The sequence below is a fragment of the Novosphingobium sp. IK01 genome (genome assembly GCF_033242265.1).
Lineage (GTDB): Bacteria > Pseudomonadota > Alphaproteobacteria > Sphingomonadales > Sphingomonadaceae > Novosphingobium > Novosphingobium pituita.
In genome coordinates, this window is the sequence record NZ_BTFW01000001.1 from 1,919,423 (window position 1) to 1,931,040 (window position 11,618).

Genomic DNA, 11,618 nt, shown 5'->3' on the forward strand with positions numbered 1-11,618 from the left:
GCAAATCGGATCTCCATGGACAGCCACACCATCACCGCCGTACTTCTCGGCATCGTCGAGGGACTGACCGAGTTCCTCCCCGTTTCCTCTACCGGACACCTGATTCTGGCCACTGAACTTCTCGGCTTCAATGCTGCGGAGTGGGACGTGTTCAACGTGGTTATCCAGCTTCCCGCGATCCTGGCGGTCGTGGTGCTCTACTGGCGCACATTCGTCGAGGTGGGGGCAGGTGCCCTGCGCCGGGAGCCCGATTCGCTCCACTTCGTGCGCAACGTGCTGGTGGCGTTCATTCCTTCGGCCATTCTGGGGGTCCTGCTCAAGAAGAAGATCGACACCCTGATGGAAACCCCTTCGGTGGTGGCCGCCGCCCTTGTCGTGGGCGGCGTGCTGATTCTGGTGATCGAACGTCTGGCCCGGCAGGGCGAATACCAGCCGGTCAGCAAGCTGCCCCTGCACAAGGCGCTGGCGGTGGGCGTGATGCAGTGTCTGGCGATGGTGCCGGGCATGTCGCGTTCGGCCTCCACGATCATGGGCGCCCTCTCGATGGGCATCAACCGCAAGACGGCGGCCGAATTCAGCTTCTTTCTGGCCGTCCCCACGATGTTCGGCGCCACCGCCAAGCAGTTGTGGGACCACCGCAGCGAACTGGCCGCCGGCACGAGCACCGTGGGCTGGAGCGACATCGCGGTGGGCGGGGTCACCTCGTTCATCGTCTCGCTGGTGGTGATCAAGCTGTTCGTCACCTACATCGGGCGCCACGGCTTCGCGCCGTTCGCGTGGTATCGCATCGTGGTGGGCGCGGCCGCGCTGGTCTGGCTGCTGGGCGTCTGATCCGAAAAATTCGGGAAAAGGCCCGCATCGGCTCGTCCGATGGCGCGGCCTGCTCCCGGAACCAAACCCCTTGGCTGCGTATTGATGCAGCAGAACGCCACGGGATGTGGCATCATTCAAGGGGTATACCTCATGGGCCTTATCGTTCTTCTCGTCGTCGGCGGCGTCCTTGGCTGGCTGGCCAGCATCGTGATGCGCACCGATGCCCAGCAGGGCATCTTCCTCAACGTGGTTGTCGGCATCGTGGGTGCGATGCTGGGCGGCCTGCTGCTCGGCGGAGGCAGCATCACCAACGGGATTTCGGGCGCCAGCCTGATCGTCTCGTTCGTGGGCGCGCTGATCCTGCTGGCGATCGTCAACCTCGTGCGTCGCGGTTCGGTGCGCTAAATCTGCAACCATCGGGCATCCGATCATGAAAATCGGGGCGCGGGGCACCAGCTCTGCGCCCCAATTCATGCAGTCCCGCTTGACTTTGAGTCGAGTCTCCCTCATGGGCGACCACCTGTCAGGGCGGCGCGCGCCGCCCGTTTTGTTTGAGCAGCGGCGCGCCGACGCCTAGAAGGAATTCAGGACCAAGCCCATGGCAAAGCCCACTACCGTCAAGATCCGCCTGGTTTCGACCGCCGACACCGGCTTCTTCTATGTCACCAAGAAGAACCCGCGCAACACGACCGAAAAGATGTCGTTCCGCAAGTACGACCCGGTCGTGCGCAAGCACGTCGAATTCAAGGAAGCCAAGATCAAGTAATCTTGCCGCTTTCGCAGAACGCATCGGGCCGGGGTCTTCCCCGGCCTTTTGTGTTTCTGGCCCCCGGAACCGGAAGGTTCACAGCCAGTTCAATGCCCACACGACAAGGATTGGCAATGAACACGTTGATCAGGAAAATCCGCCTTCCGGCTATCGCACTGGCCCTCGCCACGTCGGTCACCACGTCGGTCACCCCTGCACTGGCCAAGCCCGCCCCGGCCCCGGCCCCCGCAGCCCCTTCGACCGAAGCAGACCGGGCCATCGCCGCCCTGCGCGCGATCACCACCATGCGTGCCGATTTCGTGCAGACCGACCGCAACGGCCAGCGCCTGACCGGCACGATCACCCTGCAACGCCCCGGCAAGATCCGCTTCCAGTACCAGCCGGGCGTGCCGCTGCTGATCGTTTCGGACGGCTCGGCGCTCACGATGATCGACTACGAGGTGCGCCAGGTCTCGCGCTGGCCGATTCGCAACAGCCCGCTGGGCGCCCTGCTCGATCCGAACAAGGACGTCGCCCGCTATGCGCGGCTGGTCCCGACGGCCAATCCCAACGTGACCAGCCTCGACATCAAGGACCCGCGCCATCCCGAATATGGCACGCTCACGCTGATCATGGTGCGCAATCCGGCAGCGCCGGGCGGCTACCAGCTCGACAGCTGGGTCACGCTCGATTCGCAGAACCAGCGCACCGCGATTCGCCTCTCGAACCAGCGCTATGGCGTGCCGATTCCGGCCAACAGCTTCCGCTTCAACGATCCGCGGCCTCAGATCCGCCATTGAGAACCCGCCCCTTGCGCACGGCCCCTTTCCACAGGTCGTGCGCAGGCGGCGGTTCATCTTCGTTTCCCCCTCCCCTTGCGACAATTTGCGAAAATCCGGGGGCAACCGTTCATCGTCCAGCAAGCGGCCCTGCCCTAGACAGGGTTTCAGACGAGACGGACGGTTCTTTGCAGAAAAGAACGGACTGGCGGGTTTCCCCCCTGTTGCCCGGCCACTCCGGTTCCACCTCGTCGATCGCGTGACGAACGCCGATGAAGCCCTCGGACCACTGCCCCCGGTCCGAGGGCTTTTTTCTGTTCTGCCGCCCCGTCCCGCCGCTCCCTTTGCTGCGCGCGCCCCTTGCCGCCCCCTGCCCCCGTGCCTAAAGCACGCCCCATGGTTTCGATCGCCACCTGGAACATCAATTCCGTCCGCCTGCGCGCCGATCAGGTCGTGCGTTTCCTTCAGCAGGAACAGCCCGACGTGCTGTGCCTTCAGGAGATCAAGGTGGCCGAGCACCTGTTCCCCCACGAGGTGTTCGAGGCGCTCGGCTATACCCACCGCGCGATCCATGGCCAGAAAGGCTATCACGGCGTCGCCACGGTCAGCCGCCTGCCCCTGCGCGAGGTCAGCCGCCACGACTGGCAGGACAATGGCGAGGCGCGCCATGTCGGCGTCGAGCTGCTGGGCGCGGGGCAAGGCCTGATCCTCGAAAACGTCTACATCCCCGCCGGGGGCGATGTCGCCGACCGCGAGGTGAACCCCAAGTTCGGCCAGAAGCTCGACTTCCTCGACCGCATGACCCGCTGGGCCGATGCGCTCGACCGCCCGACCCTGATCGTGGGCGATTTCAACATCGCCCCGCTGCCCACCGACGTCTACGACCACAAGGCCCTGCTCAAGGTCGTCAGCCACACCCCGATCGAGGTGGAAGCCCTGCAACGCTTTGCCGACGCGCATGGCTGGGTCGATCTGGGGCGCAAGCACATCCCCGCGCCCGAGCGCAACTATTCGTGGTGGTCCTATCGCTCGTACTGGCGCCAGAAGGACCAGGGGCGCCGCCTCGACCACATGTGGGCCTCGCCCGACCTTGCCGCGCAATCGACCGCGCACCGCTTCGTCGAGGAAACCCGCCGCTGGGAGCAGCCTTCGGACCATATCCCTCTGATCACCGAGTTCGCGCTGTGACGCCCGAGGCCGCCACGCGCCGCGTCGCCCGTGCGCTCGACGCGCTGCGCCATGGCTGGGCCATCCGCGTCACCGACGAGAGCGATGGTGGAGAAGGCGGCTTCGACCTGCTTCCCGCCGAAACCGGCTTTGCCCAGCCGGGGCTCTATGCCGCGCAGATGCTGATCTCGGCGGCGCGCGCGGCCACGCTCAAGCTCGCCAACCAGCTCGACGCCGCCGTGCCCGAGCGCCCGGTGCTGCTCCACGGGGCCGAGCCGTTCACGCTGGCCCAGGCGCGCGATCTGGCCGATCCGGCCCGCGATCTCGACAGCCCCCTGCGCGGCCCGTTCCGCGCCAGCCCGATTGCCGCCCCCAAGGCCGCCCGCGCAGCCATGGAACTGGCGCGGCTGGCCGGAATCCTGCCCGCCTTTCTGGTCGCGAGCGGGGTGGACGTGGCCCAGACCGTCTCGGCCCGCGATCTTGAGCAGTTCAAGGACCCGCTCAACCTCACCATCCAGGCCCGCGCGCGCCTGCCGGTCGAGGCCTGTGAAAAGGCCGAGATCGTCGCCTTCCGTGCGCGCGACGACTTGCGCGAGCATGTCGCCCTGATCATCGGCGAACAGGACAATGCCCGCCCGCCCCTCGTGCGCCTGCACAGCGAATGCCTGACCGGCGACATTCTGGGCAGCCTCAAGTGCGATTGCGGGCCCCAGCTCAACGCCGCGCTCGCCCGCATGGCCGAGGAAACCGGCCATCATGGCTGGGGCGTGCTGCTCTACCTGCGACAGGAAGGGCGCGGCATCGGCCTCATCAACAAGCTGCGCGCCTATCAGCTTCAGGATCAGGGATTCGATACGGTCGACGCCAACGAACGGCTGGGCCTGCCCTCCGAAGCGCGCGATTTCCCCGTGGCCGCGCGGATGCTCGACCTGCTGGGCGCGCGCCGCATCCGCCTGATGACCAACAACCCGGCCAAAGTCGCCTCGCTGTCGGCGCTGGGCATCGAGGTGATCGAACGCGTCGCGCACCAGCTTCCCGCCAATCCGCACAACGCCCGCTACCTCGACACCAAGCGCGAGCGGACCGGGCACCTGCTCACACAGGAGCCCGACGTTTCATCCTGATTCGAAACGACAGTTTCGGATCAGAGTTTTACAGCGCGCGCAGCATCACCAGCCCGATGCACAGGACGACAATCGCCGTTCCGACGATTCCCTTGGCCAGATCGGCCCAGGTGAAGCGATCGAGATGGTCGTGCCGGAAGCGGGCATAGCCGCGCGCGATGCTCTCGTTGCTGGCGATCATCCCCACGTCGAGGGCATTGGCCTCGCGCTTGAAATAGCGCACGAGCATGCCGTGCTCCTCGGGGGTGACATCGGGATAGGCGACAAGCAGCGCCTCGACATGCGCGCGGCGGGCGAGCGCGGTCGCGCTCTGGGTCTGGATGGTCATACAAATTCGTCCTGACAAAAAAGAGAAAAGGGTCTTTTTCGTCAGGCGAACGGCGGCGCGCGCGGCGTTCCGGGAGAGAGCAGCGGCAGGACGGCCAGCGGCGGCCCGGTGGACGCAGGCCAGACACCGCGCGGCAGCGCGAGCCCGAGCGCAACGGGCACAGGAAGAACAACGAGCGGCACAAGCGGCAGGGGGAGCGGCGCGAGCGACCGCGCCACGGCCAGCGCCGTCCGCGCCGGAGCCACCGCCATTTCAACCGTATCGAGCGAAAAGGCCGAGCCATGGCGCAAGCCGGGCAAGCCGGTTCCCGGCGCCCCGCCCAGCCCCCCGCCCGCATCGCAGGCAAAGGCCGAAAGCGCGACGGTCAGCACCAGCAGGGCCGCCCACAAGCGACCGGCCAGACCGAAAGAAAACCGGCTCAACACATCCGCAGGAATAGCGCGCAAGTCAGCGGCGCGCAAACTGCGCGACACCCGGCCCCAGCGCATTGGGGCCCATCTGGATGCCATCGCCCGACCAGTCGGCCACGAATGTCGTCTGCCGCGCGAGGCCCGGCACCAGCCGCGCGGTGTTGTCGCGGATCACCAGCCCAGCCGCGCTGTGCTTGTGGCCTTCGGCGGCATTGGCGATGAACGTGCTGTAGTTTTCCTTGTCGGCCCCTTGCACGAACCAGTTGCGCGCAATCAGCCCGCTGGCGCCGATGGACAGGTCGATCATGTAGTTGGTGGTATGGCCCCGGCTGTCGTCGAAGCTGGAATCGGTCACCTCGATCTGCGCGGCATGGCTTTTGACATAGTGCCCGCCCATGCCCTGCTCGAACCGGCTGCGGCGCACGGCAAGGCTCGCCAGTTCGCCGAAATAGATCGAATGGGCGCACGAGAGCCCACGGTCGCAGCGCCCGAGGCGGGTGAACGTCGATTGCTCGATCACCGCATGACCCGAGAGATTGTTGGCCGAGAGGATGCCCTCGTCGCTGTCGCGGAACCAGTCCTCGCGCACGGTCAGGTCGCCCCCTTCGAGGCGGATGCCCGCGCCATTGCCGTCCCCGATCTTGAGATTCTGGAAGATCAGTCCCTCGACCCGCGACGAACGCCCGCGCAGCACGAGCGCGGCCTTGCCCTCGCACACGGTGCCATCGAAGATCGACTGCCCCGGCACTTGCGCGACAAAGGCAATGGAGCCGTGCGGCTGCACCCCGCAATCGTGCCACGTGCCCGGCGCGATGCGGATCGTGCCGGTGCCGGTGTCGATGGCGTTGATCGCGTCCTGAAGACGGTCATAGCCCTGCCCGGTCTCGACCACGGTATAGGGGGCCGCGGCCTGCGTTTGCGCAATCTGGGCCTGCGCCTTTTGGGCCAGCAGAGCGCCGGTGGGGATCGCCGCCAGCACGCCCAGCGCAAGAAGCATCAGGCGCTGGCGCGAGGCGCGATGCCGGTTCAGGCGCCGGTTCAGGCGGGTTTCCATATCCATCTGCATGATCACAACCGTTTCCCCGCCTTTGTGCGGAGCATTCTATCGCAGAATGGTTGACCGCCCGTTTAGGTTCCGAGCGCAGACCTATGCACGCAACGACAAAACGCGCCAGCCCCGAAAGAACGGCGCCAGTCCCTCAGAATCTGATTCGAAATTCGCCGAAGAGGCGAATTTCGGTTCGGCACCGGGCTGGTGCCGAACCATCCGAAACGACAGTTTCGGATCAGTCCCTCAATGACGCGCAATTTCTTCGAGAAAACGCTGGCCATAGGCATCGCGCTTGCGCGTGCCGACCCCGCCGATGGCCGCCAGATCGGCCAGCGTGCGCGGGCGGCTGGCCGCCATTTCGCGCAGGACCGCATCGTGGAACACCACATAGGGCGGCACATTGGCTTCGCTCGCGATGGCGCGGCGCAGCGCGCGCAGCGCCTCGAACAGCGGATCGCCCACGGGATTGAGCGCGGCGCCCGCCCCTGCCGTCTTGCCGCGCCGCTTGCTCCCGCCCCGCTCGCGCACCGGCGGCAAGGCCAGTTCGACGGTCTGCTCGCCCTTGAGAATCGCGCGTGCGTCTCCGGCCAGCGCCAGCCCGCCATGCTCGGTCGCGGTCAGGGTGCCGCGCGCCAGCAGCGCGCGCGACAGGGCCTTGAGCAGCGGAGCCTGATCGGGCCCGACGATGCCGAACACCGAAAGTTCGTCGTGTCCGCGCGCGCGCACCCGCTCGTCGGCTTGTCCGGTCAGCACTTTTTCGAGGTGGCCGAGGCCATAGCTCTGCCCGGTGCGATAGACCGCCGAGAGCAGCTTGCGCGCGAGTTCGGTCGCGTCGGTCAGGGCCGGCGGTTCGAGGCAGTTGTCGCAATTGCCACACGTCGCGGGCGGGTTTTCGCCGAAATGGCGCAGCAGGACCGCGCGGCGGCAGGCGGTCGTCTCGACCAGGCCCGCCAGCGCGTCGAGCCGGGTGCGTTCGCCCTGGCGGCGGGTCTCGTCCACTTCGGCCAGCCGCTGGCGGGCACGGGCGAAATCGTCCGCCCCCCACAGCATCAGCGCCACCGAAGGATCGCCGTCGCGCCCGGCGCGCCCGGTTTCCTGATAATAGCCCTCGATCGACTTGGGCAGCCCGGCATGGGCGACAAAGCGCACGTCGGGCTTGTCGATCCCCATGCCGAAGGCGACCGTGGCGACGATCACCATGTCCTCGCTCGACACGAAGGCTTCCTGATTGGCCGCGCGGACATGGGCGGGCAGCCCGGCGTGATAGGGCAGCACGCGGCGCCCCTCGGCACCAAGCTGCGCGCCGAGTTGCTCGGCCAGCTTCTCCACTTGCGCGCGGGTGGGCGCATAGACGACCCCCGGCCCCGGATTGTCGGCGATGAACCGCAGGATCTGGCGCTGCGGATTGTCGCGCGGGGCGATCCGGTACTGGATATTGGGCCGGTCAAACCCGGCGACGATCAGCCCGTCGGCCGGGATGCCGAGCTGTTCGAGGATGTCGGCGCGGGTGTGCCGGTCGGCCGTCGCCGTCAGCGCCAGACGCGGCACCTGCGGGAAGGCGTCCATCAGCGGGCGCATCAGGCGATAGTCGGGCCGGAAATCGTGGCCCCATTCCGAAACGCAGTGCGCCTCGTCGATGGCAAACAGGCTGAGCGGGGCCTTCGACAACAGCTCGCGGAAATGGGGCTGGCTGGCGCGCTCGGGCGCGACATAGAGCAAGTCCAGCTCGCCCGCGCGGAAGCGGTCGATGGTCACCTCGCGGTCGGTATCGACGCTGGTGAGCGCGGCAGCGCGGATGCCGTTGGCGGTCGCCGAGCGCAACTGGTCATGCATCAGCGCGATCAGCGGCGAGACGACCACGCACGTCCCTTCGAGCATGACCGCAGGCAACTGGTAGGTCAGCGACTTGCCCGCGCCCGTGGGCATCACCGCAAGGGTGGAGCGCCCCGCCAGCGCGCGCGCGACGACCTGATCCTGCACCCCGCGAAAACCGGGAAACCCGAAGACTTGCGCCAGACACTTGCGCGCCTCGTCAAGATCAGGGCCAAGGCCGGGGACAGGATCAAGCAAAACGGAGGTCATCCCCCGGCCTATGACAGATCGCCGCCGCGCTCGCCAGTGCCCGAAGCGGCACCCCTGCCGTATCGGTGGCTTCCCCCCCCCGCCTCCCTTGCCATGAGTCAAGGCCCGCCCCATTTCCCGTGGTAAGGTCGCGGAGCCCGTTTTTCGTGATCCAGCCAGAGGACCCCCGCCCCATGACCACCCGCATCGAAAGCGACAGCATCGGCACCATCGCCGTTCCCGCGCAGGCCTATTGGGGCGCACAGACCCAGCGTTCGCTCGAAAACTTCCCGTTCGGGCCCAATGAACGCATGCCCATCGGCATCATCCACGCCCTCGCGCTGATCAAGCAGGCCGCCGCCCGCGTCAACCGCACCCACGACCTGGCCCCCGGCGTGGCCGACGCCATCGAACACGCCGCCGCCGAAGTGGCCGCCGGGCACCACGACGACCAGTTCCCGCTGGTCATCTGGCAGACCGGCAGCGGCACGCAGACCAACATGAACGTCAACGAGGTGATCGCCGGACGCGCCAACGAATGCCTTTCGGGCACGCGCGGTGGCCGCAGCCCGGTCCACCCCAACGATGATGTCAACCGCAGCCAGTCCTCGAACGACAGCTTCCCCACCGCGCTCCATGTCGCCGCCGTCGTCGCGCTCAACCGCGACCTGCTCCCCGCGCTCGACCTGCTGACCAATGCGCTCGACACCGCCGCGCGCGAATGGGCCGGGATCGTCAAGATCGGGCGCACCCATTTGCAGGATGCCACCCCGCTCACGCTGGGGCAGGAATTTTCCGCCTACGTCCAGCAGTTGCGCGATGCCAAAGTGCGCCTGCGCCATGCCGAGGAGCATCTGCTGCGTCTGGCCCAGGGCGGAACGGCGGTCGGCACCGGGCTCAACACCCCGCCCAGCTTTGCCACGGAGATGGCCGCGCAACTGGCCGAACTGACCGGCCATGCCTTCGTGCCCGCCCCCAACCCGTTCGAGGCGCTGGCCAGCAACGACGCGCTGGTGCAGTTTTCGGCGACACTGGCCACGCTGGCGGTGGCCCTCACCAAGATCGCCAACGACATCCGCCTGCTCGGCTCTGGCCCGCGCTCGGGGCTGGGCGAGCTGGACCTGCCCGCCAACGAGCCGGGCAGCTCGATCATGCCGGGCAAGGTCAACCCGACCCAGTGCGAGATGCTCACGATGGTCGCCGCGCAAGTGATCGGCAACCATCAGGCGGTGACGCTGGGCGGCCTTCAGGGGCACCTCGAACTCAATGTGTTCAAGCCGATGATCGGAGCCGCCGTGCTGCGTTCGGTTCACCTGCTGAGCGTGGGCATGGAAAGCTTTGCCGAACGCTGTGTCGAGGGGATCGAGCCCAACACCCGCCGCATTGCCGAACTGGTCGACCGCTCGCTGATGCTGGTGACCGCGCTCGCCCCGGCGATCGGCTATGATGCGGCCGCGCGCATCGCCAAGCATGCCCATGCCTCGGGCACGACCCTGCGCGAGGCGGGGCTGGCGCTCGGCCTTGTCGACGAGGCGACCTTCGACCGCCTTGTGCGCCCGCAGGACATGGTCTGAGCAGACGAATGACAGGAAAAAAGCCGCCGCTTCGGGGCGAAGCGGCGGCTTTTTTCAGCAATCAGCGCGGGTGATCAGCGGCAGATGCGCACGCGGTGATGATGGCGCCATTCCCAGCGGCACACCGGGCGATAATGACGGCGATCCCAGCGGTCGCGGTGGCCCCAACGCCCCTCGCGATACCAGCGCCCCTCGCGATAATGGCCGCCCCGATAATGATCATCATGCCAACCCCGATCATGGCCACGATCATGGGCCTGCGCCTCGACCGAGGCGACGGGCACCAGCAAGGCCGCGGCCAGCGCCGCGCCGATCAGCTTTGCAGACTTGGTAAACATCGTATCTTTCCCTGATAACGCGATCAGCAAGATCGCGGACGGTCAGGGAAAAAACGTGTTCAGCCCTGCCCGGTTCCGCGTCCCGCGCCGCATTGGCCGCGCTGGAGCAACTTCTGGTCGGCCAGAACCAGCGCCATCATCGCCTCGACGACGGGCACCCCGCGAATGCCCACGCAAGGATCGTGGCGGCCCTTGGTGAACAGGTCCGTCGCCTCGCCCTCGCGGGTGATCGTGGGCATCGGCGTCAGGATCGAGGAGGTCGGCTTGAAGGCCACGCGCACGCTCACCGGCTGGCCGGTCGAGATGCCCCCGGCGATCCCGCCTGCATGGTTGGCGAGGAACAGCGGCCCGGCATCAGCGCCTTCGGGCGCCGGGCGCATCGGGTCGGCATTGCCTTCGCCAGTGTTGGCCGCCGCGGCAAAGCCGTCGCCGATTTCCACGCCCTTGACCGCGTTGATGCCCATCATCGCATGGGCCAGTTCGGCGTCGAGCTTGGCATAGAGCGGCGCGCCCCAGCCCGCCGGAACCCCGGTGGCCACGCATTCGACCACCGCGCCCAGCGAAGACCCCGCCTTGCGCGCCTTGTCGACCAGTTCCTCCCAGCGCGCCGCCGCGCTGGCGTCGGGGCAGAAGAACGGGTTGCGGGTGATTTCCGCCGCGTCGAACCGGGCCGGGTCGATGGCATCGCCGCCGATCGCGCTGACCCAGGCCAGGATCGTCACTTCGGGGATGACCAGCCGCGCCACGCCGCCCGCCGCCACACGCGCCGCCGTCTCGCGCGCAGAAGACCGCCCGCCGCCGCGATAGTCGCGGAAGCCGTACTTGGCGTCATAGGCATAGTCGGCATGGCCGGGGCGATAGGCCTTGGCGACCTCGGAATAGTCCTTCGAGCGCTGGTCGGTGTTCTCGATCATCAGGCTGATCGGGGTGCCGGTGGTGCGCCCCTCGAACACGCCCGAGAGGATCTTCACCTGATCGGGTTCGTTGCGCTGGGTGGTGAAGCGCGACTGGCCCGGACGGCGCGCGTCGAGAAAGGGCTGGATCATGCCTTCATCGATGGCCAGCCCCGGCGGGCAGCCGTCCACCACGGCGCCCAGCGCCGGCCCATGGCTTTCCCCCCAGGTGGTGAAGCGGAACAGGTGTCCGAAGGAATTGATGCTCATGGGCACAGGGCCTTGCGCGAAGCCGCGCAAAAAGTCCACCGGGCTTGCGCAAGGCCCGCCGC

The 11,618-nt window shown here is 67.3% G+C and carries 13 protein-coding genes; 7 read left to right on the plus strand and 6 right to left on the minus strand.

What is annotated here, in order from left to right; all coding sequences use genetic code 11:
- Positions 1-15: 15 nt before the first annotated feature.
- The 6 genes from SBI20_RS08860 to ribA all read left to right on the plus strand — a co-directional run bounded on the left by SBI20_RS08860 (position 16) and on the right by ribA (position 4,631).
- A complete protein-coding gene (locus SBI20_RS08860) occupies positions 16-831 on the plus strand; it encodes an undecaprenyl-diphosphate phosphatase (protein ID WP_317974693.1) in 816 nt (271 codons plus the stop codon).
- A 132-nt stretch (positions 832-963) separates the two neighbouring features.
- Positions 964-1,218: a GlsB/YeaQ/YmgE family stress response membrane protein gene (locus SBI20_RS08865; protein ID WP_317974694.1), complete on the plus strand. Its 255-nt coding sequence runs from the start codon at positions 964-966 to the stop codon at positions 1,216-1,218.
- A 193-nt stretch (positions 1,219-1,411) separates the two neighbouring features.
- On the plus strand, positions 1,412-1,579 hold the full coding sequence (gene rpmG / locus SBI20_RS08870) for a 50S ribosomal protein L33 (protein WP_054132393.1): 168 nt from the start codon (positions 1,412-1,414) through the stop codon (positions 1,577-1,579).
- A gap of 116 nt (positions 1,580-1,695) precedes the next feature.
- Positions 1,696-2,361 (plus strand): LolA family protein, encoded by a 666-nt coding sequence (locus SBI20_RS08875; RefSeq protein WP_317974695.1) that lies wholly within the window; start codon positions 1,696-1,698, stop codon positions 2,359-2,361.
- A 375-nt stretch (positions 2,362-2,736) separates the two neighbouring features.
- Positions 2,737-3,528, plus strand: coding sequence for an exodeoxyribonuclease III (xth, locus tag SBI20_RS08880; RefSeq protein WP_317974696.1), 792 nt, complete (start codon positions 2,737-2,739; stop codon positions 3,526-3,528).
- The gene (ribA, locus tag SBI20_RS08885; RefSeq protein ID WP_317974697.1) at positions 3,525-4,631 is read left to right on the plus strand and encodes a GTP cyclohydrolase II; all 1,107 of its coding nucleotides are present in this window, start codon (positions 3,525-3,527) and stop codon (positions 4,629-4,631) included. Before xth ends, ribA begins: the two co-directional genes overlap by 4 nt.
- Positions 4,632-4,659: 28 nt before the next feature.
- Here the strand turns inward: ribA and SBI20_RS08890 are convergent, their stop codons facing one another.
- From SBI20_RS08890 to recQ, 4 genes are all read right to left on the minus strand, one after another.
- Positions 4,660-4,959, minus strand: a complete 300-nt coding sequence (locus SBI20_RS08890; protein WP_317974698.1) for a hypothetical protein — start codon at positions 4,957-4,959, stop codon at positions 4,660-4,662.
- A 41-nt stretch (positions 4,960-5,000) separates the two neighbouring features.
- Positions 5,001-5,381, minus strand: coding sequence for a hypothetical protein (locus tag SBI20_RS08895; protein WP_317974699.1), 381 nt, complete (start codon positions 5,379-5,381; stop codon positions 5,001-5,003).
- 25 nt (positions 5,382-5,406) lie between these two features.
- Positions 5,407-6,429 (minus strand): right-handed parallel beta-helix repeat-containing protein, encoded by a 1,023-nt coding sequence (locus SBI20_RS08900; protein ID WP_411911554.1) that lies wholly within the window; start codon positions 6,427-6,429, stop codon positions 5,407-5,409.
- 234 nt (positions 6,430-6,663) lie between these two features.
- On the minus strand, positions 6,664-8,502 hold the full coding sequence (gene recQ / locus SBI20_RS08905; protein ID WP_317974701.1) for a DNA helicase RecQ: 1,839 nt from the start codon (positions 8,500-8,502) through the stop codon (positions 6,664-6,666).
- Positions 8,503-8,675: 173 nt separating this feature from the next.
- Between recQ and fumC the strand changes: the two genes are divergently transcribed.
- The gene (gene fumC, locus SBI20_RS08910) at positions 8,676-10,055 is read left to right on the plus strand and encodes a class II fumarate hydratase (protein ID WP_317974702.1); all 1,380 of its coding nucleotides are present in this window, start codon (positions 8,676-8,678) and stop codon (positions 10,053-10,055) included.
- Between the two features lie 74 nt (positions 10,056-10,129).
- Here the strand turns inward: fumC and SBI20_RS08915 are convergent, their stop codons facing one another.
- Both SBI20_RS08915 and aroC read right to left on the minus strand, forming a co-directional pair.
- Complete coding sequence (locus SBI20_RS08915; RefSeq protein ID WP_317974703.1) at positions 10,130-10,393, minus strand: hypothetical protein; 264 nt, start codon at positions 10,391-10,393, stop codon at positions 10,130-10,132.
- A gap of 59 nt (positions 10,394-10,452) precedes the next feature.
- On the minus strand, positions 10,453-11,556 hold the full coding sequence (gene aroC, locus SBI20_RS08920; protein ID WP_317974704.1) for a chorismate synthase: 1,104 nt from the start codon (positions 11,554-11,556) through the stop codon (positions 10,453-10,455).
- Between the last annotated feature and the right edge of the window lie 62 nt (positions 11,557-11,618).

Coding starts and splice junctions, on each gene's coding strand:
- SBI20_RS08860 (WP_317974693.1), top strand. CDS start 16: ATGGACAGCCACACCATCACCGCCGTACTTCTCGGCATCGTCGAGGGA.
- SBI20_RS08865 (WP_317974694.1), top strand. CDS start 964: ATGGGCCTTATCGTTCTTCTCGTCGTCGGCGGCGTCCTTGGCTGGCTG.
- rpmG (WP_054132393.1), top strand. CDS start 1,412: ATGGCAAAGCCCACTACCGTCAAGATCCGCCTGGTTTCGACCGCCGAC.
- SBI20_RS08875 (WP_317974695.1), top strand. CDS start 1,696: ATGAACACGTTGATCAGGAAAATCCGCCTTCCGGCTATCGCACTGGCC.
- xth (WP_317974696.1), top strand. CDS start 2,737: ATGGTTTCGATCGCCACCTGGAACATCAATTCCGTCCGCCTGCGCGCC.
- SBI20_RS08890 (WP_317974698.1), bottom strand. CDS start 4,959: ATGACCATCCAGACCCAGAGCGCGACCGCGCTCGCCCGCCGCGCGCAT.
- SBI20_RS08900 (WP_411911554.1), bottom strand. CDS start 6,429: ATGGATATGGAAACCCGCCTGAACCGGCGCCTGAACCGGCATCGCGCC.
- recQ (WP_317974701.1), bottom strand. CDS start 8,502: ATGACCTCCGTTTTGCTTGATCCTGTCCCCGGCCTTGGCCCTGATCTT.
- fumC (WP_317974702.1), top strand. CDS start 8,676: ATGACCACCCGCATCGAAAGCGACAGCATCGGCACCATCGCCGTTCCC.
- SBI20_RS08915 (WP_317974703.1), bottom strand. CDS start 10,393: ATGTTTACCAAGTCTGCAAAGCTGATCGGCGCGGCGCTGGCCGCGGCC.
- aroC (WP_317974704.1), bottom strand. CDS start 11,556: ATGAGCATCAATTCCTTCGGACACCTGTTCCGCTTCACCACCTGGGGG.